An 18,440-nucleotide genomic window follows, 5' to 3' on the forward strand; every position below is an offset into this window, starting at 1 on the left:
GCCGTTATCTCCTGGGTTATGACACTGTCGGGAAAATACGCTCCAGCCCCTGGAGAGACGCTTCCCAGTCCGCGCGTTCAAAAATGCCTTGTTGCAAATAGCCCTCCAGCTGCGGCCACAGGGCGATGGCTTTATCGAGCATCGGATCGCTGCCTTTGGCATACGCGCCGACGCTAACCAGATCGCGGTTACGCTGAAAACTCGACAACAGCTGTTTGAAGGTGCGCACTCGCGCGTAATGTTGCTCACTGATCAACGCCGTCATTGCGCGGCTGATCGACGCTTCAATATCGATAGCCGGATAGTGCCCGGCTTCCGCCAGTCGGCGAGACAGCACAATGTGACCGTCGAGGATCGCCCGCGCGGAGTCGGCAATCGGATCCTGCTGGTCATCGCCTTCAGTGAGCACGGTATAAAACGCGGTAATCGAGCCGCCGCCGCTAATGCCATTTCCGGCACGCTCGACCAGTGCCGGTAATTTGGCAAACACCGACGGTGGATAACCTTTGGTGGCGGGGGGTTCGCCAATCGCCAGCGCAATTTCACGCTGGGCCATCGCGTAGCGGGTGAGGGAGTCCATAATCAGCAACACATGCTGACCACGATCGCGAAAATCTTCGGCAATGCGCGTGGCATAGGCGGCACCCTGCATTCGCAGGAGCGGAGAAACATCCGCCGGAGCGGCAATCACCACTGAGCGTGCACGCCCTTCGGCACCGAGGATGTTCTCAATAAAATCTTTTACTTCGCGCCCACGTTCACCAATCAAACCCACGACAATGACATCGGCGCGGGTGTAACGTGCCATCATCCCCAGCAGCACACTTTTACCAACGCCGGACCCGGCAAACAGCCCCATACGCTGCCCACGCCCAACGGTAAGCAGGGCATTGATTGGGCGCACGCCGGTGTCCAGCACATGTTCAATCGGTGTACGTTGCAACGGGTTAAATGGCGGGGTAATCAGCGCACCGGTTTCCGTCGTATCGGGGGAGGGCAGGCCATCGAGCGGTTTACCGCTGCCGTCCAGAACGCGACCTAATAACGCCGGACCGAGCGGCAACTGCTTGCCGCTTTGCAGCCCTTCTGCCGAAATGTTTTTGGCATAAACACGCGCGCCGGGCAGGACACCTTCGACTTCCTCCAGCGGCATTAAAAACAGCCGTTGACCGTTAAAGCCAACGACTTCGCTTTCTACTTCGTGCGTTTCGCTGCCGTTCTGGCGCTCAATGACACAGGTTGCGCCGAGCGGCAATTGTAATCCGGTGGCTTCCAGCACCAGCCCGGTAGCGCGGGTTAATCGCCCGTAGCGACGTACCGCAGGCAACTGCGCCATTTTGGCTTCAAAGTTATCCAGCGTGGTTAGCCAGCGAGTCAGGCGCGTGGTCATTACACCACTCCTGGTGCTGCCAGACGGCAGAGTTCTTGCCAGCGAGTGGCGACACTGGCGTCGAGATCGCCTTCATCGGCGGAGACTTTACAGCCGCCAGGATGGAGGGTGGGATCGCCCCGCAAGCGCCAGCCATGCAAACTTAAGGTAGCGCCGAGCATATCATCCACACGTTGCAGATCATCCGGGTGCACGCGCAGCTGTGGTTTACCGCTGAATAACGGTTCTTGCTGCAACAACTGTTGGATCTGTTTGATCAGTGCCGAGTTATCCACCGTTGGCGTCTGACCGATGACCTGACGTGCCGCCTCCAGCGCCATCTGCATCAGGCGCGACGCTATCACACTATCAAGTGCATCAAGGGTAGTTTGAAATTCGCTGACCAGTTGCTGCATCCGGGCATGAATTGGCGCTTGTTGAGACTTCGCCTCTGCCAGACCTTGCTCCAGCCCCTGGGCCAGTCCTTCCTGATAGCCCTGCTTATGACCTTGCTGGCGACCTTCGGCAATACCCGCCTGATAACCTTGCTCATGGGCCTGCATTTGCAGTTGCGCCAGTTGCTGCTCAAGGCTGGGTTCAGCCTCTTCAATGATGGTTTCTTCCGGCTCGACTATGGGCACAAACTCTGCCTGTGGTGGCGCGAGATCGTCCGGCGTCCAGGTTTTCCACGGCAGATTATCAGACATAGGTATCCTCGCCGCTGCCAATTACCATCTCGCCAGTTTCGGCAAGGCGGCGCACAATCAGCAGAATCGCTTTCTGTTCGTTTTCCACCTGCGACAGACGCACCGGACCACGGTTGGCGAGATCGTCGCGCAGAATATCGGCGGCACGCTGCGACATATTGCGCAAGAATTTCTCGCGCAGTGGCTGCTCGGCTCCTTTCAGCGCGATCAACAGCGATTCGGAATCCACTTCCTGCAACAGACGCTGAATGCTGCGATCGTCGACATCCACCAGATTCTCGAACAGGAACATCTCGTCGATGATTTTCTGCGCCAGCTCGCCGTCGAATTCACGCACGGCGGTAATAACGGCTTCTTCCTGCTGAGTTTTCATCAGGTTGATAATTTCGGCTGCCGTTCTCACGCCGCCCATTTTGCTGCGCTTGAGATTCTGACCGTCGAGCAAGCCATTCAGTACTTCGGTCAGCTCCGCCAGCGCGGCTGGCTGCACGCCGCCAAAGGTGGCGATACGCAACATCACGTCGTGGCGCAGACGTTCATCGAACAACGCCAGAATATCGGCGGCTTGGGCGCGCTTCAGATGCACCAGAATGGTGGCGATAATTTGCGGATGCTCATCGCGAATCAGATCGGCGGCGCTCTGTGGCTCCATAAAGTTGAGCGTTTCAATACCGCTGGCGGTATCGCGAGTTTCGAGAATATCTTCCAGCAGGCTGGCGGCACGTTCTTCACCCAGAGCTTTGACCAATACCGAGCGCAGATAATCGTTGGCGTTGATATTCAGTGCGGCAAACTGTTCAGCTTCTTGCTCAAACTCCGCCAGCACATCGGTTAGCTGCTTGTTGGAGATCTGCGTGACGTTCGCCATTGCAGCGCTCAGGGTTTGTACTTCACGCTGGGAGAGGTGCTTGAACACCTCTGCCGCCCGGTCTTCGCCAATGGTCATCAGCAGGATGACGCTTTTATCGGTGCCTGTCAGGTTACTCATGATCGTTATTTATCCACTGGCGAATGACCAGCGCCACCACGCGCGGATCGTTATCAGACATTTCACGGATACGCTGGCTCATGACTTCTGCCCCCAGACGTTGGTTAGCGCGCCGTTGTTGTAGTTGTTCGTCTTTGCTCAGGCGGACTTCCACCGCATCTTCCACTTCCTCGCGGGCCTGCGCCTGTTGCTGTACAGCTTTCATCGCCTCAGCGCGACGTGTTAGCTGCGGACGTACCGCTTTCCGCCACAGCAGCCACGCCACCAGCAGTACCAGCAACCAGCGACCGGCAGCAAGTAACTGATCGATAAACGCTTGCTGTTGCCAGAATGGCAGTTCTCCGCCGCTTTCGTCACTGCTATTGAACGGCGAGTTAACGACATTGAGCGAGTCACCGCGTTTTTCAGAAAAGCCCATCGCCTCGCGGGTCAGATCTTCAATTTGCTTCATCTGTTCGTTGCTGAGAGGCAACGGTTTGCCATCTGGCAAGGTTTTGTAATTCACCACGACCGCGACTGACAGACGTTGCACATCGCCCACGTTCATTTTGGTATGACGAATGGTGCGATCGACTTCGTAGTTACTGGTTTCATTCCGCTGTGTGCTACGCGGCCCACTATTGCTGGTGGTGCTCGCCTGCTGCTGGCGGTTATTTTGATTTGCCGGAGGCGTGCTGATTGGCGCGTTATTCGCAGGTGCCGGTTGATTCGACAACGCCCCCGGTACGCCGCCCGGATAACCGGAACCGCTTTGCTCGCTCTCATTAAGCTGGCGTGAACGAAGCGCCGCATGAGATTCATCACCGTTAGGGCGATACTGTTCTTCCGTTTGTTCTTTACTGGCGAAGTCCAGCTGCGCCGTAACCTGGGCGTGAATATTACCGTTACCAACAATAGGCGACAGGATCGCTTCAATACGCCGCTGAATACGGCCTTCGACATCGCTGGCATATTTCAACTGAGCGTCATTAAGATCGCGCCCGCTGGTATTGGACTGGGTTAACAGATGTCCGCCCTGATCCACCAGCGTGACGTTTCCCGGCGGCAGACCAGCAACGGCGCTGGAAACCAGATGCACAATGGCGCTAATTTGCCCTTCATCGAGTGCGCGGCCGGGTAACAGATTTACCGTCACCGATGCAGAAGGGGATTTTTGTTCACGGACGAATAAAGACGGTTTCGGCATTGCCAGATGTACGCGCGCCCCTTTTACCGGGCCGATAGTTTCGATGGTACGAGAAAGCTCGCCTTCCAGCGCCCGCTGATAATTCACCTGTTCGCTGAACTGGCTGATACCAAACTTTTCCTGATCAAGCAGTTCGAAACCGACCGCGCCGCCTTTTGGCAAACCTTGTTGTGCCAGGCGCAGACGCAGTTCGTGAACTTTATCTGCCGGAACTTCAATAGCGCCGCTGGCTTCGCTGAAGCGGTAAGGAATATTCATTTGCGTCAGTTGGCTGACAATTGCGCCACCATCCTGATCGGAAAGATTGCTGAATAATGTGCGGTAGTCGGGGGCTTTCGCCCACAGGATCAGTGCGACCATGACCGCCACTGCCGCGGAACCGGCAACAATCAATGGAATTTTCGGATTCGCACGCAGGCGATTAAGCCACTCAAGAGATTTTGTCTGGGCTGCAGTCGCATTCATCGCGCACCTCGTGGCTGATTATGGACGGCGTTATTGGCAAAGTGGAACAAGACTCACTCCCGGGTCAGCAAACTCGAAAAATTGACGCTCCCATTATTTGTGCTTTCGTTTTTTTCTATCCGCCAATAAACCCGTTTTTTTGTTGCTATTTAGCGCCTTTGTCTTATTGACTTACTGGTAGGCTTTGCTACCAGAAATTATCCGGGAGACGAGAATGTCAGCGATACAGGGGATTGAAGGGGTTATCAGCCAGTTACAGGCTACGGCGATGAGTGCGCGTGCGCAGGAATCACTGCCGCAACCGACCATTAGTTTTGCCGGGCAGCTGCACGCCGCGCTCGATCGCATTAGTGATACACAAACAGCTGCCCGCACGCAGGCAGAAAAATTCACTCTCGGTGAACCCGGCGTGGCGTTAAACGATGTGATGACCGATATGCAAAAAGCCTCAGTTTCTATGCAAATGGGGATTCAGGTGCGTAATAAGCTGGTGGCGGCGTATCAGGAAGTGATGAGCATGCAGGTGTAGGTTTTGTAACCTGTTGTTAATTACATCCGATCTCACCGCGTGGGGCATGGATGGGGCAAACTCACTCAATTTCTGGTTTAAAATGGATACCTGATCCTGAACGTTTTCTGCCATCCACGATCCGTATACGCGATAACCCCCCTGAACATCAGAGCGTCTCATTTGACACATCACCACGTCGGATGTTGTTACGACCACAGACGCAACAGTAACCTCTGGATAATTTAATCTTTGTTGATGTTTTTATTCATATTCCGGGCGATGGATATGAGCGATTTTTGATAGTGGTAATTTTATTGTGTTTTAGAATGCGCCCTGGGCAATATAATTTATTAAACAGGAGTGTAAATGTTTCCATTAAATGATCTTTCGTTAAAAACTCAGCCGGTTCAATTAAATAAAGTCACATCTAATACTGAATCTACGATAAAACAACATGAGTTAGTATCTGATGATGCAATCATAAATGAATTATCAAGTGAGTTAGTCAGTTGTCTTGGAAATGGTAAGTTTACACCAATTAGTGAAGACAGCAAATTATTTAATATGCTGTCAGAATTTAAGTTATTGCACTCAGAATATTTCGAATGGGGTGATTATAGTCTCTGGTTTCAAGATTTCTCGATTTATAATAAGATAGGTTTTATCATGATAGAAAAAATCAGGGAACTGGTAACCCACCCATTCGGCATAAATTAGAGTTTATATCGACTAATATTGCAGAGTTTCTAGACAACTTTACGAAAATTACAGATTCCAGACTTTGCAAAGGTTTCAGCGACTGGGCTAATTCAGTAAAAGAAGGCGCATCGAATGACTTCAAAAAAAATGTGGATATAGCATTGGTGAGATTGTTTAAATGTGTTGAACTCCACAATAGTAAACTTGACTTAACAGATCTTCACTTGGGGTCTTTGCCACCTCTTCCATCCTGGATTGAGGTGCTTTATCTTCGTCATAATGGCCTTGCCACAATACAAATTCCCAAATTCTGCAAAGAATTAGAGCTCGATTTCAATAATTATATGGTATTTCCAAAAGTATCCGATGGAATTACCCAGGTCTCCGTAGATAATAATCTGATATCGCGTGTTGACTCATCTCCGTCAAAGGCTATGACAATTTCTATTTATCGCAATAAAATATGGTAAATACCAGCAATGCCTGAGACTACTAAGCTGTTTAATTGTGGCGATAATAAGATAAAAGAAATTCAATACTTCCCAAATCATCTGGAGAAAGCACGTATGGAGTGTGATATTGAGGTTGTCTCTGCGATATATAGCAATAAAGAATTACTTTTTAAAGAATGTAATTCTTTTGAAGAGACATTTTTATATCATGGACTTTGACAGGGATTTGCTATGAAAGATCGCAGCGAAAATATATTGTTACGAATCCCGCTGATTATGATAAATATTCCGATATGGTTAAAAAGTATGTAATAGATGGTGAGGAACTCATAATTAAATATTAAATGTAATTAATTAGGCGCAATTGTGTCACTGGAATAGAGGTTTCTTGTGGCGCATGTGGAAGGGGCGTCTATGGACAAGGCGTTTCCTGCTGGTGATAAATAAAGGCGCAGCACGTCGAATGCAAGAATGTGCTGCGTCTGGCTCATGGCAATTCATTATTTTCGCATAGCGTCAATGATAAAAATCGACTGTGTGGATCAAGTCGATAATCAGCAAACGGTTCGCAATCAGCGAAACCATGCTTCAAATAAAGTTGATGGCAGGCCGTAAATCCAGCCTGTGTACCCGTTTCTAAGCTCAGGCGATGAAGGCATCTGTCCTGGGCGACCTGCAAAATGTGGCGTAAAATCAGACTGGCGACACCACGACGTAAATAATTTGGCGCGGTACGCATTGATTTCAGCTCGCCGTGTTTATCATCCAGCAACTTCAGCGCACCAATTCCTGCGAGTTGTTCGCCTTCCCATACTGACCAGAATGTCACTGTCGGGTTACGTAATTTTTGCACATCTAAAGCATGACTGCTTTCGGGGGGAGACTGCTGCAGCATGCCGGAAATATGGTAAGCCACTAATGCTTGCACTGCTGGATGGGTGAGATCATCTGTTTTAATCGTGAACATGACGATTCCGTATTGGTGTTATTTTTGCAATATGCCAACAGGTAATGAAATCTTTGTCTAATAGAGATTTCTTATGACGCAGTATTGTTGATCAATAATCTCCAGGCTTATCAAACAGGTTGAATTAACTCCGCGCCCTGGTTTTTAACATTACCCACCGCGCGCGATACCGGGTGCCAGGAGAACTGGTTTGCTGGAACACAGCCACTGGCCGCGATTTCTGAGGCTTCTTTACCGCTAATCTCTTGCCGCATCCATTCCCGCGCAGCTTCTGGCGACAGTACCAGTGGGCGGCGGTCATGAATATCTACCAGACCTTGATCTGCCGCAGCAGTGACGATCAAAAATCCTTCGGCTTCGTCACCACGCTCAAATGGTGTGCTACCTATCGCGGCCATAAAAATAGGTTGTCCATCAGCACGATAGATAAAAAAAGGCTGTTTTTTGTCGCCTTCTTTTTTCCACTCAAACCAGCCATCGGCAAAACAGATTGCCCGACCATGTTGCCAGAGCGGTTTAAACATACGACTGGTTGCCGCAGTTTCTACGCGGGCGTTAATCAGCGGCGGTTTATCCCACCATCCGGGAGCATATCCCCAGAAAACCGGATCCAGATGAAGGTGTTCATCACGTTCACTGAGCAGTAGGACTTTGGTTCCCGGCGCGACGTTGTATCTGCCAATGGGTTCGGGATCATAGGGAATATCGCGTTCAATATCTTCCGCGAGAAGCGCAAGGTAATCTTCACGCGTTTGGGATTGGGCAAAGCGTCCACACATAGAAACCTCCTGAGATCATACTGAAAAGAATAGGAGTGGGGGCGGGTAAAATCTATGTGATACAAAGGTAACGATGTTCCCGCTGTGGGTCACAGCGGGAATGAGGGATTACTTCTGAATTAAATAACGAATGGTCGGCCCGTCTTGCTGAATATCCAGCACCGTATAGCCGTGATTACGCGCATCCAGTGGAATATTATTGATCGACTGCGGACAGTCGCTCACCACTTCCAGGATTTCCCCTTTTTTTAACTGCGGCATCGCCTCAAGGGTTGCGACTGCCGGATAAGGGCAGGGTTCACCCACCATATCAAGGCGGTAATCAGGAACGATATTTTTCATGCGATCTCCTTAGCAGTCTGCGGTGCCGCACGGCGGAAGAAGCGTTTTTCCCAGCCGATAATCAACATCAGCGCAGCAAACAACAGCAAATATGTCACCAGCAGGCCACCCATCGGACCAAAGGTTTTCAGCAGGTTGATTTTGTCCCAGTCGGTGGCCAGCGCCGGAGCGAAATCATCCCAGTAATACGCCAGAATCGTTGAGCCGATCACATTGCCCAGACCGACCCACCAGTAGTGCACCTGGCCTTCTACCGCGCGGTACATCCAGCCGGTTTCGCAGCCGCCAGCCAGCACGATGCCAAAACCAAACAGTAAACCACCAATTACCGCGTTTGGTCCCGCCCACATGATTTTGGGTTCAACGCCTAACTGTACGTAACTGAAGATCCCGATGGCACTCACCGCCATACCGATAATGATTGCTTTCGCCATATGGGTACGTCCGGTGATCCACATATCGCGGAACGCTGAAGTAAAGCAGATTTGCGCACGTTCAATCAGTAAACCAAAGCCGACGCCAAACAGCATTGCCAGCCCCAGTTTGGGTTGGTTCATCGCTGTGAGCAGCGCCCAGCCCAGCATGCCGAAAAAGACCAGCATCCCGAGACGAAAACGACGCCGCGCCTGATCCGGTTTTTGCGTCAGCGGTGAGGCGGCAGAAACTTTCTGCATTTTCACGGGAATACGGAAGATGGGCAGCAGGGTAAAGCGCGCGCCAAACCATGAACCAATGGCAGTGGCGATGGCAAAGAACCAGGCATGCAGCGAGAACTGAGGAATACCGGTAAAGAACGCCGCCAGGTTACAGCCCATTGCCAGACGCGCGCCAAAACCGGCGATAATGCCGCCAATGATGGCCTGCATAATGCGGATACGGCTGCGCGGCATTCGCAGTTTGACATTGTTGGCCCACAGCGCTGCGGCAAAGCAGCCGCCAAACATACCGAGGATCATCATCCCGTCGATGCGGGTTAATGGCGATCCTTCCAGATGGATAATTTTAAAGTAACCCCACTCTTCAGCATGGACGCCGAACAGTTGCAGGAGCTGGCCGCCCCAACGGGTAAATTCACCCGTGACAGCCCAAAAGGTGCCAGTAATGCCAAAATAGTAAGTAGAGAGAATACCCGCCGCGATGACCGCAGGGATGGGGGCCCAGAATTTAATCAACCAGGCGTGTTTGAATTGCTGCCATGACATGAATGTAGCCTCTGAACTCAGAAGGTTTGAAACAAGAGTCGCGAATCATACACCATGCAAATTTATTTTCGGGGTAATAATTCACAAAAATAATAGTTAGATCAAATTTCTCTCTGAACCTTGAAAGGCTGGCGACATCAGGGCTTTAATGCCACAATCCTCTTTTCTTCTCATGCAGGACGAATGATGAAAAAACTCGCAATTGCAGGCGCGCTCTTGTTGCTGGCGGGCTGTGCCGAAGTCGAAAACTATAACAATGTCGTGAAAACCCCCGCGCCGGACTGGCTGGCGGGCTACTGGCAGACCAAAGGGCCGCAACGTGCGCTGGTCAGCCCGGAAGCGATAGGCAGCCTGATTGTCACTAAAGAGGGCGATACCCTGGATTGCCGTCAGTGGCAGCGGGTGATTGCCGTGCCGGGTAAGTTGACATTGATGTCTGATGATCTCACTAACGTTACCGTAAAACGTGAGCTGTACGAGGTTGAGCGTGACGGTAACACCATTGAGTACGATGGTATGACGATGGAGCGTGTGGATCGCCCGACAGCAGAGTGTGCCGCCGCGCTGGATAAAGCGCCGTTACCGACGCCACTGCCGTAATGAAATCTCCCCGGCTTGCCGCCGGGGATGAATTTAAATCACCTCTTCGATAACCCACACGCTGACGCTGCCGCCGTTGCAAAAGAAGGTTGCTTCGCCGTTTTCGTCGGTCACTACTCTCTCTTGCCGGTTCCCCAGAAAATCACGCCAGGTTTTATTGCCGTAATTCTCTCCCAGATGAATGGTTTTTTCGCCATCATCCCCGTTCGACATGACCACCACGCAGCCGGGAAATTCGTCGGTGCCACTGCGGCTAAAGGCAATGCAGTTCGGATGGTCGAAAAATAACGTCTGTACACCGTGGGCGAAACGCTGACGGGCGAGAATTAACTCATCAAGCTGTTCGATTATTGGCATATCTATCGGATAGGTTTGCCCGTCACCACCGACATCTTCGTAATGCGCACCGTAGAGGTCCGGATAGAATACCGAAGGAACGCCATTTTCCCGCAACAAAATTAAGGCATACGCCAGCGGTTTAAACCACGGTTCGACCGGCGCTTCGAGGGCTTGCAACGGTTGGGTGTCGTGATTGGCAACGAGCGTCACGGCGTGGAAAGGATCGGCTTCCACTAATGTACCCGTGAAAATCTGCGTCATGTCGTAGTCGCGCCCCATGCGCGATGCTTCATGGAATTTCATCTGCAGCGGCGCATCAAACAGCATGGTTTTGCCTTCCACCTGATCAATATACGTTTGCAGCTTATCAACTTCATGCGACCAGTACTCCGCCACAATAAACAGCGGCTTTGGCGCAACTTCCTGTACGTGTTCGATCCACTCTTTATAAAACCAGGCTGGAATATGTTTGACCGCATCAAGACGAAAACCGTCGCATTGCGTTTGTTCCATCACCCAGCGCGCCCAGTATTTAATCTCTTCCGTCACGGCATGATTGCGAAAATCGATATTCTCGCCCATCAGATAATCGAAATTACCTAATTCATCATCAACCTGATCGTTCCAGCCTTCGCCGGTGTAGTCGTTAACAATTTTAAAAATGCCATCTTCGTCAGGGTTTTCGATATGGTCGATACCGCTAAAACATTTGAAATCCCAGATAAACTGCGAGTATTGCCCGGCACGGGCGGGGAAGGTGTAACGCGTCCAGCCTTCACACTCAATGATTTCTTCGTCAATTTGCGTACGGTCATCAGCATTTACACGCTGCACGCGAATAGCTTCTTTTTCATCCGCGCCCATTTTGTGGTTGACTACCACATCCAACAGCACCGCAATGTCATTACGTTTCAGAGCATCAATGGCGGCCAGCAGTTGTGCTTTATCGCCATATTTAGTAGGGATGCTGCCTTTCTGATCAAACTCGCCTAAATCAAATAAATCATAGGAGTCGTAGCCGACCGAATACCCGCCCGATGCGCCTTTATAGGCGGGCGGCAACCAGACCATATTGATACCAATATCATTAAAACCGTCGGCGCGCTCGGCCAGTTCAGGCCAGAGCTTACCGCCTTCCGGGTAATACCAGTGAAAACATTGTAACAGCGTGGGATTACGCATTCTTCGACTCCATTCAAGGGGAACATTAGAAGCGTAGCCGTAATCGGATTATTCGCGAGCCATCGACTCATTCAGATTCAAAAGAGGTTATCCTGCGGAGCCAGCACAAAGCCGCCCTGATCGCCATAGGCACTTAACACCGATTTTTGCACCGATGACTGACCGACCAGTTTCGCCAGTTCATCCATCCGAATCTGTAATAACTGCTTTACCTTGCTTTCGTTGTCGAGAATCAGGCGCAGCATCGGGCGGAGCTGCTCCTGCATCGTGGTGGACGGGTCAACCTCTTCAGTCAAATGTGCAATCTCCTGCACCGCATTCACATACGCCATTTCGCTGGCGATGAGTTCGTCCCATTGTTCTTCCGTTGCCAGGCGTAACATGAGCTGGCTTTTTTCGACGAGTTGTTGCCAGGCGAAATATAAATGCGGTGCATGGTTCATCAGACTGGGTCCTGAATCAAAGAAGGGGAGAGTAACGACTCTTTCCAGGCATCGGCAATATTGCGCATTAATGCTTCCACTTCTTCGACTGCGGAGACATCGTTGCGTAAATTGGCTTGCAGCAAGCGCCTGACCATATAGCTATAAAGAGCAATCAAGTTTTGGGTTAGTTCGTCTTTGCTCTCTTCATCAAGACTCACCCGCAGTCCGTTCTCAATGATGTTGATCGCTTTTGACAAAGAGACGCCTTTGCCTTGCTGATTGTTGTCCTGCATAAACAGGCTCGCTCTAACCAGTGCGCTCAGCACTCCATCAAATAGCATGGTGACCAGCTGCTGCTGGCTGGCGCTCATTACGGCGCTTTCGACGCCAATTTGTGCATAGGCCTGGGTGCCTTTTGCCGCGTACATGACCTGTCTCCCGATGAATATTGCTTACTTGGAATTACTGTTGTTTTCGAACTGCTGCGTTAAGTAGCTGCTGGTGCTGTTTAACGAGGTCATTAAAACGTCCAGTTGGGTAAATTGTTCTTTGTAGCGAGCGACCTGCGCATCAATGCGATCGCTGGCGGCGTTGTAGTCTTTAGTTAATTTATTCAGGGTCTTACTAACGCCATCGGTAGCGGCTTTAATAATGCCCGTTGTCGAAAGCCAACTGGTCAGGTTGCTGCCGATGGTGGTCGTGATGCCGGTTTTTTTACCATCGCCAACAATCAATGCACCTACGCCGCTGGCATCTTTTTTCAGTGCAGCGGTGAGTTTGTCGGCATCCAGTTCCAGTTTGCCATCGCTGGGATCGGTCGTGATACCAATCTGCGCCAACGTTTTATAGCTGGAAGAACTGACGGTATTACTCAGCATCGATTTCAACTGCGTCTGAATCGTCCGCAGCGTGGAGTCGCCGAGCAGTGCACCATTGCTAGAACTCTGGCTATCAGCTCCCGCATCTACGGCGGTGTATTTGGTCAGGCTGCTGAAGGTATCTATTAGCGAGTTGTAGGCATTCACCCAGTCTTTAATCGCCGTTTGCGCTTTGGAGGTGTCCTGAGTGATGGTTAGCGTCTGGTTGCCCGTGGTGACATCGTTCAGGTTCAGGGTGATGTTTTCCAGCGCGTCGCTGATGGTGTTGCTGCTGTTCTCGATGGCGACGTTGTTGACTGTCAGCTGCGCATTCTGGGCGGCAACCGAGACCTCCATACCGTTGCTGCTGGCACTGGCGTCATAGCCCATAAAACTTTGTAGCGCATCATCACCGCTGACCGAGAGTGTCATCGCATTATCAAGGCCGGTGTCATTTGATGTGACTGACAGACGATATTCACCGTTACCCACGTTAATGATGCTTGCGCTTACGCCTGCTTTTGCGTTGTTGATGGCATCACGGATCCCGCTTAACGATGAGTTAGCCGCGCTGATATCAATGGTAATCGGATCTTTGTCGCCGCCTTGTTGAATGGTGAGTTTACTGTCGCTGGTGGCGATCGCCGTTTTCGTATCGTCTCTGGTGGTGCGCGTGGTCAGGGTTTGCGCCTGCGCCAGATGGGTGACGCTGATGGTGTATTTCCCGGCGATGGCGTTACCCGCAGTGGTGGCACTGAACGCGGTGGTGCTGCTGGTGGTGCTGGTGGCGGAAAAAAGATCGGCTTTAGACAATGCAGTATTGGCGGTCTGGAAAGTCGTCAGCGCGCTTTTCAGCGTACCGTAGGCGCTAAGTTTAGCGGTAAACGACGATTGCTGATTTGAAATGGGGGTTAGCGTCGCTTTTTGCGCGGCGGTGAGGCTATCAAGGATGGAACTTAAATCCAGACCTGACCCGACTCCCAGCGATGAAATACTTGCCATGCGATTTCCTTTTATCTTTCGACACGTAAAACGAATACCGGGGTTATCGGTCTGAATTGCGCAAAGTTTACGTTTAATTGTTTTTTTTAATAGCGGGAATAAGGGGCAGAGAAAAGAGTATTTCGGCGACTAACAAAAAATGGCTGTTTTTGAAAAAAATTCTAAAGGTTGTTTTACGACAGACGATAACAGGGTTGACGGCGATTGAGCCGACGGGTGGAAACCCAATACGTAATCAACGACTTGCAATATAGGATAACGAATCATGGCACAAGTCATTAATACCAACAGCCTCTCGCTGATCACTCAAAATAATATCAACAAGAACCAGTCTGCGCTGTCGAGTTCTATCGAGCGTCTGTCTTCTGGCTTGCGTATTAACAGCGCGAAGGATGACGCAGCGGGTCAGGCGATTGCTAACCGTTTCACCTCTAACATTAAAGGCCTGACTCAGGCGGCCCGTAACGCCAACGACGGTATCTCCGTTGCGCAGACCACCGAAGGCGCGCTGTCCGAAATCAACAACAACTTACAGCGTGTGCGTGAACTGACGGTACAGGCCACTACCGGTACTAACTCTGAGTCTGATCTGTCTTCTATCCAGGACGAAATTAAATCCCGTCTGGATGAAATTGACCGCGTATCTGGTCAGACCCAGTTCAACGGCGTGAACGTGCTGGCAAAAAATGGCTCCATGAAAATCCAGGTTGGCGCAAATGATAACCAGACTATCACTATCGATCTGAAGCAGATTGATGCTAAAACTCTTGGCCTTGATGGTTTTAGCGTTAAAAATAACGATACAGTTACCACTAGTGCTCCAGTAACTGCTTTTGGTGCTACCACCACAAACAATATTAAACTTACTGGAATTACCCTTTCTACGGAAGCAGCCACTGATACTGGCGGAACTAACCCAGCTTCAATTGAGGGTGTTTATACTGATAATGGTAATGATTACTATGCGAAAATCACCGGTGGTGATAACGATGGGAAGTATTACGCAGTAACAGTTGCTAATGATGGTACAGTGACAATGGCGACTGGAGCAACGGCAAATGCAACTGTAACTGATGCAAATACTACTAAAGCTACAACTATCACTTCAGGCGGTACACCTGTTCAGATTGATAATACTGCAGGTTCCGCAACTGCCAACCTTGGTGCTGTTAGCTTAGTAAAACTGCAGGATTCCAAGGGTAATGATACCGATACATATGCGCTTAAAGATACAAATGGCAATCTTTACGCTGCGGATGTGAATGAAACTACTGGTGCTGTTTCTGTTAAAACTATTACCTATACTGACTCTTCCGGTGCCGCCAGTTCTCCAACCGCGGTCAAACTGGGCGGAGATGATGGCAAAACAGAAGTGGTCGATATTGATGGTAAAACATACGATTCTGCCGATTTAAATGGCGGTAATCTGCAAACAGGTTTGACTGCTGGTGGTGAGGCTCTGACTGCTGTTGCAAATGGTAAAACCACGGATCCGCTGAAAGCGCTGGACGATGCTATCGCATCTGTAGACAAATTCCGTTCTTCCCTCGGTGCGGTGCAAAACCGTCTGGATTCCGCGGTTACCAACCTGAACAACACCACTACCAACCTGTCTGAAGCGCAGTCCCGTATTCAGGACGCCGACTATGCGACCGAAGTGTCCAATATGTCGAAAGCGCAGATCATCCAGCAGGCCGGTAACTCCGTGTTGGCAAAAGCTAACCAGGTACCGCAGCAGGTTCTGTCTCTGCTGCAGGGTTAATCGTTGTAACCTGATTAACTGAGACTGACGGCAACGCCAAATTGCCTGATGCGCTGCGCTTATCAGGCCTACAAGTTGAATTGCAATTTATTGAATTTGCACATTTTTGTAGGCCGGATAAGGCGTTTACGCCGCATCCGGCAACATAAAGCGCAATTTGTCAGCAACGTGCTTCCCCGCCACCGGCGGGGTTTTTTTCTGCCTGGAATTTACCTGTAACCCCCAAATAACCCCTCATTTCACCCACTAATCGTCCGATTAAAAACCCTGCAGAAACGGATAATCATGCCGATAACTCATATAACGCAGGGCTGTTTATCGTGAATTCACTCTATACCGCTGAAGGTGTAATGGATAAACACTCGCTGTGGCAGCGTTATGTCCCGCTGGTGCGTCACGAAGCATTGCGCCTGCAGGTTCGACTGCCCGCGAGCGTGGAACTTGACGATCTGCTACAGGCGGGCGGCATTGGGTTACTTAATGCCGTCGAACGCTATGACGCCCTACAAGGAACGGCATTTACAACTTACGCAGTGCAGCGTATCCGTGGCGCTATGCTGGATGAACTTCGCAGCCGTGACTGGGTGCCGCGCAGCGTGCGACGCAACGCGCGTGAAGTGGCACAGGCAATAGGGCAACTGGAGCAGGAACTTGGCCGCAACGCCACGGAAACTGAGGTAGCGGAACGTTTAGGGATCGATATTGCCGATTATCGCCAAATGTTGCTCGACACCAATAACAGCCAGCTCTTCTCCTACGATGAGTGGCGCGAAGAGCACGGCGATAGCATCGAACTGGTTACTGATGATCATCAGCGAGAAAACCCGCTACAACAACTACTGGACAGTAATCTGCGCCAGCGGGTGATGGAAGCCATCGAAACGTTGCCGGAGCGCGAAAAACTGGTATTAACCCTCTATTACCAGGAAGAGCTGAATCTCAAAGAGATTGGCGCGGTGCTGGAGGTCGGGGAATCGCGGGTCAGTCAGTTACACAGCCAGGCTATTAAACGGTTACGCACTAAACTGGGTAAGTTATAACGTCAGTAAATGCCGCACTTTAACTTTGACTACCAGGAGTTCTTAATGATGGTGCAGCACCTGAAAAGACGGCCATTAAGCCGCTATCTTAAAGACTTTAAACACAGCCAGACCCATTGCGCGCATTGCCGTAAATTACTCGATCGCATTACCTTAGTTCGCGACGGCAAAATAGTGAATAAAATCGAGATTTCCCGCCTGGACACGCTGCTTGATGAAAATGGCTGGCAAACGGAACAAAAATCATGGGCGGCATTGTGCCGATTTTGCGGTGATTTACATTGCAAAACGCAGAGTGATTTTTTCGATATTATCGGCTTTAAGCAATTTCTTTTTGAGCAAACTGAAATGAGCCCAGGTACGGTGCGTGAATATGTCGTTCGTTTGCGCCGTTTGGGGAATCATCTACACGAGCAAAATATTTCCCTCGATCAGCTGCAGGACGGTTTCCTTGATGAAATCCTCGCCCCGTGGCTGCCCACCACCAGCACCAACAATTACCGCATCGCGTTACGGAAGTATCAACACTATCAGCGCCAAACCTGTACCAGACTTGTGCAGAAATCCTCCAGCCTGCCTTCTTCTGATATATATTAAATAAGAATAAGATGTAGCGGAGTTGTTTTTGTGTTTACAAACAATGGCTCTACACTGCAAACAGACATAACAACATTCGGGGTGAATATGAAATTAGCACATCTGGGACGTCAGGCATTGATGGGTGTGATGGCCGTGGCGCTGGTTGCGGGCATGAGCGTTAAAAGTTTTGCAGATGAAGGTCTGCTTAATAAAGTTAAAGAGCGCGGCACGCTGCTGGTAGGGCTGGAAGGAACTTATCCGCCGTTCAGTTTTCAGGGAGATGACGGCAAATTAACCGGTTTTGAAGTGGAATTTGCCCAACAGCTGGCAAAACATCTTGGCGTTGAGGCGTCACTAAAACCGACCAAATGGGACGGTATGCTGGCGTCGCTGGACTCTAAACGTATTGATGTGGTGATTAATCAGGTCACCATTTCTGATGAGCGCAAGAAAAAATACGATTTCTCAACCCCGTACACCATTTCTGGTATTCAGGCGCTGGTGAAAAAAGGTAACGAAGGCACCATTAAAACAGCCGATGATCTGAAAGGCAAAAAAGTGGGGGTCGGTCTGGGCACCAACTATGAAGAGTGGCTGCGGCAGAATGTTCAGGGCGTCGATGTGCGTACCTATGATGATGACCCGACCAAATATCAGGATCTGCGCGTAGGGCGTATCGATGCGATCCTCGTTGATCGTCTGGCGGCGCTGGATCTGGTGAAGAAAACCAACGATACGCTGGCAGTAACCGGTGAAGCATTCTCCCGTCAGGAGTCTGGCGTGGCGCTGCGTAAAGGAAATGAGGACCTGCTGAAAGCAGTGAATGATGCAATTGCGGAAATGCAAAAAGATGGCACTCTGCAAGCCCTTTCCGAAAAATGGTTTGGTGCTGATGTGACCAAATAATCAGCATAATGACAAAAAAGGGCGCTTTCACTAGCGCCTTTTTTATTTACGCGTTTTCAGCGTGCATAATAAGAAAATCAC

At 50.5% G+C, this 18,440-nt stretch carries 18 protein-coding genes and 1 pseudogene; 7 read left to right on the top strand and 12 right to left on the bottom strand.

Annotated features, from left to right (window positions below; genetic code table 11):
* Positions 1-16: 16 nt before the first annotated feature.
* The 4 genes from fliI to fliF are packed head-to-tail and all read right to left on the bottom strand — an operon-like array spanning position 17 to position 4,715.
* Positions 17-1,390, bottom strand: coding sequence for a flagellar protein export ATPase FliI (gene fliI / locus KXD89_RS08860; RefSeq protein WP_000213294.1), 1,374 nt, complete (start codon positions 1,388-1,390; stop codon positions 17-19).
* Positions 1,390-2,076: a flagellar assembly protein FliH gene (fliH, locus tag KXD89_RS08865; RefSeq protein ID WP_001282683.1), complete on the bottom strand. Its 687-nt coding sequence runs from the start codon at positions 2,074-2,076 to the stop codon at positions 1,390-1,392. Before fliH ends, fliI begins: the two co-directional genes overlap by 1 nt.
* A complete protein-coding gene (gene fliG / locus KXD89_RS08870) occupies positions 2,069-3,064 on the bottom strand; it encodes a flagellar motor switch protein FliG (protein WP_000067950.1) in 996 nt (331 codons plus the stop codon). Before fliG ends, fliH begins: the two co-directional genes overlap by 8 nt.
* On the bottom strand, positions 3,057-4,715 hold the full coding sequence (gene fliF, locus KXD89_RS08875; protein ID WP_000994427.1) for a flagellar basal-body MS-ring/collar protein FliF: 1,659 nt from the start codon (positions 4,713-4,715) through the stop codon (positions 3,057-3,059). Before fliF ends, fliG begins: the two co-directional genes overlap by 8 nt.
* 214 nt (positions 4,716-4,929) lie before the next feature.
* On the opposite strand from fliF, the gene fliE reads away from it, so the two are divergent.
* Positions 4,930-5,244: a flagellar hook-basal body complex protein FliE gene (gene fliE, locus KXD89_RS08880; protein ID WP_001274299.1), complete on the top strand. Its 315-nt coding sequence runs from the start codon at positions 4,930-4,932 to the stop codon at positions 5,242-5,244.
* A 348-nt stretch (positions 5,245-5,592) separates the two neighbouring features.
* A pseudogene (locus KXD89_RS08885) lies at positions 5,593-6,721 on the top strand (DUF5503 domain-containing protein).
* 143 nt (positions 6,722-6,864) lie between these two features.
* On the opposite strand, the gene KXD89_RS08895 reads toward KXD89_RS08885, so the two are convergent.
* From KXD89_RS08895 to yedE, 4 genes are all read right to left on the bottom strand, one after another.
* Positions 6,865-7,344, bottom strand: a complete 480-nt coding sequence (locus KXD89_RS08895; protein WP_000494172.1) for a GNAT family N-acetyltransferase — start codon at positions 7,342-7,344, stop codon at positions 6,865-6,867.
* A 110-nt stretch (positions 7,345-7,454) separates the two neighbouring features.
* Positions 7,455-8,123: an SOS response-associated peptidase gene (locus KXD89_RS08900; protein ID WP_000334583.1), complete on the bottom strand. Its 669-nt coding sequence runs from the start codon at positions 8,121-8,123 to the stop codon at positions 7,455-7,457.
* Positions 8,124-8,231: 108 nt separating this feature from the next.
* On the bottom strand, positions 8,232-8,465 hold the full coding sequence (gene yedF, locus KXD89_RS08905; RefSeq protein ID WP_000790504.1) for a sulfurtransferase-like selenium metabolism protein YedF: 234 nt from the start codon (positions 8,463-8,465) through the stop codon (positions 8,232-8,234).
* Positions 8,462-9,667, bottom strand: coding sequence for a selenium metabolism membrane protein YedE/FdhT (yedE, locus tag KXD89_RS08910; protein WP_000118897.1), 1,206 nt, complete (start codon positions 9,665-9,667; stop codon positions 8,462-8,464). Before yedE ends, yedF begins: the two co-directional genes overlap by 4 nt.
* Positions 9,668-9,853: 186 nt before the next feature.
* Between yedE and yedD the strand changes: the two genes are divergently transcribed.
* Positions 9,854-10,267, top strand: a complete 414-nt coding sequence (gene yedD / locus KXD89_RS08915) for a lipoprotein YedD (RefSeq protein WP_001350519.1) — start codon at positions 9,854-9,856, stop codon at positions 10,265-10,267.
* A 33-nt stretch (positions 10,268-10,300) separates the two neighbouring features.
* Here the strand turns inward: yedD and amyA are convergent, their stop codons facing one another.
* The 4 genes from amyA to fliD form a co-directional block, all read right to left on the bottom strand.
* Positions 10,301-11,788, bottom strand: a complete 1,488-nt coding sequence (amyA, locus tag KXD89_RS08920) for an alpha-amylase (protein ID WP_001245695.1) — start codon at positions 11,786-11,788, stop codon at positions 10,301-10,303.
* A 77-nt stretch (positions 11,789-11,865) separates the two neighbouring features.
* The gene (gene fliT / locus KXD89_RS08925) at positions 11,866-12,231 is read right to left on the bottom strand and encodes a flagella biosynthesis regulatory protein FliT (RefSeq protein WP_001015033.1); all 366 of its coding nucleotides are present in this window, start codon (positions 12,229-12,231) and stop codon (positions 11,866-11,868) included.
* Positions 12,231-12,641 (bottom strand): flagellar export chaperone FliS, encoded by a 411-nt coding sequence (fliS, locus tag KXD89_RS08930; protein ID WP_000270671.1) that lies wholly within the window; start codon positions 12,639-12,641, stop codon positions 12,231-12,233. The genes fliT and fliS overlap by 1 nt, the downstream gene beginning before the upstream one ends.
* Positions 12,642-12,665: 24 nt before the next feature.
* On the bottom strand, positions 12,666-14,072 hold the full coding sequence (fliD, locus tag KXD89_RS08935) for a flagellar filament capping protein FliD (protein WP_000146784.1): 1,407 nt from the start codon (positions 14,070-14,072) through the stop codon (positions 12,666-12,668).
* Positions 14,073-14,337: 265 nt separating this feature from the next.
* Between fliD and fliC the strand changes: the two genes are divergently transcribed.
* The 4 genes from fliC (at position 14,338) to tcyJ (ending at position 18,359) form a co-directional block, all read left to right on the top strand.
* Positions 14,338-15,834, top strand: coding sequence for a H48 family flagellin FliC (gene fliC, locus KXD89_RS08940; RefSeq protein ID WP_000079739.1), 1,497 nt, complete (start codon positions 14,338-14,340; stop codon positions 15,832-15,834).
* A 320-nt stretch (positions 15,835-16,154) separates the two neighbouring features.
* Positions 16,155-16,874 carry an RNA polymerase sigma factor FliA gene (gene fliA / locus KXD89_RS08945; RefSeq protein WP_001087467.1) on the top strand — a complete coding sequence of 240 codons (720 nt, stop codon included), beginning with the start codon at positions 16,155-16,157 and terminating at the stop codon, positions 16,872-16,874.
* 45 nt (positions 16,875-16,919) lie between these two features.
* Positions 16,920-17,471 (top strand): flagella biosynthesis regulatory protein FliZ, encoded by a 552-nt coding sequence (fliZ, locus tag KXD89_RS08950; RefSeq protein ID WP_001350518.1) that lies wholly within the window; start codon positions 16,920-16,922, stop codon positions 17,469-17,471.
* An 87-nt stretch (positions 17,472-17,558) separates the two neighbouring features.
* On the top strand, positions 17,559-18,359 hold the full coding sequence (gene tcyJ, locus KXD89_RS08955) for a cystine ABC transporter substrate-binding protein (protein ID WP_001296168.1): 801 nt from the start codon (positions 17,559-17,561) through the stop codon (positions 18,357-18,359).
* Positions 18,360-18,440: the final 81 nt, after the last annotated feature.

It is taken from the genome of Escherichia sp. TC-EC600-tetX4 (assembly GCF_019356055.1).
Classification (GTDB): domain Bacteria; phylum Pseudomonadota; class Gammaproteobacteria; order Enterobacterales; family Enterobacteriaceae.

Bases quoted from the DNA above. Each gene is read 5' to 3' on its own strand.
- KXD89_RS08900 (WP_000334583.1), bottom strand. From the start codon at position 8,123: ATGTGTGGACGCTTTGCCCAATCCCAAACGCGTGAAGATTACCTTGCG.
- fliS (WP_000270671.1), bottom strand. From the start codon at position 12,641: ATGTACGCGGCAAAAGGCACCCAGGCCTATGCACAAATTGGCGTCGAA.
- yedE (WP_000118897.1), bottom strand. From the start codon at position 9,667: ATGTCATGGCAGCAATTCAAACACGCCTGGTTGATTAAATTCTGGGCC.
- fliE (WP_001274299.1), top strand. From the start codon at position 4,930: ATGTCAGCGATACAGGGGATTGAAGGGGTTATCAGCCAGTTACAGGCT.
- amyA (WP_001245695.1), bottom strand. From the start codon at position 11,788: ATGCGTAATCCCACGCTGTTACAATGTTTTCACTGGTATTACCCGGAA.
- fliG (WP_000067950.1), bottom strand. From the start codon at position 3,064: ATGAGTAACCTGACAGGCACCGATAAAAGCGTCATCCTGCTGATGACC.
- fliH (WP_001282683.1), bottom strand. From the start codon at position 2,076: ATGTCTGATAATCTGCCGTGGAAAACCTGGACGCCGGACGATCTCGCG.
- tcyJ (WP_001296168.1), top strand. From the start codon at position 17,559: ATGAAATTAGCACATCTGGGACGTCAGGCATTGATGGGTGTGATGGCC.
- fliC (WP_000079739.1), top strand. From the start codon at position 14,338: ATGGCACAAGTCATTAATACCAACAGCCTCTCGCTGATCACTCAAAAT.
- yedF (WP_000790504.1), bottom strand. From the start codon at position 8,465: ATGAAAAATATCGTTCCTGATTACCGCCTTGATATGGTGGGTGAACCC.
- fliT (WP_001015033.1), bottom strand. From the start codon at position 12,231: ATGAACCATGCACCGCATTTATATTTCGCCTGGCAACAACTCGTCGAA.
- fliF (WP_000994427.1), bottom strand. From the start codon at position 4,715: ATGAATGCGACTGCAGCCCAGACAAAATCTCTTGAGTGGCTTAATCGC.
- KXD89_RS08895 (WP_000494172.1), bottom strand. From the start codon at position 7,344: ATGTTCACGATTAAAACAGATGATCTCACCCATCCAGCAGTGCAAGCA.
- yedD (WP_001350519.1), top strand. From the start codon at position 9,854: ATGAAAAAACTCGCAATTGCAGGCGCGCTCTTGTTGCTGGCGGGCTGT.
- fliD (WP_000146784.1), bottom strand. From the start codon at position 14,072: ATGGCAAGTATTTCATCGCTGGGAGTCGGGTCAGGTCTGGATTTAAGT.
- fliI (WP_000213294.1), bottom strand. From the start codon at position 1,390: ATGACCACGCGCCTGACTCGCTGGCTAACCACGCTGGATAACTTTGAA.
- fliZ (WP_001350518.1), top strand. From the start codon at position 16,920: ATGATGGTGCAGCACCTGAAAAGACGGCCATTAAGCCGCTATCTTAAA.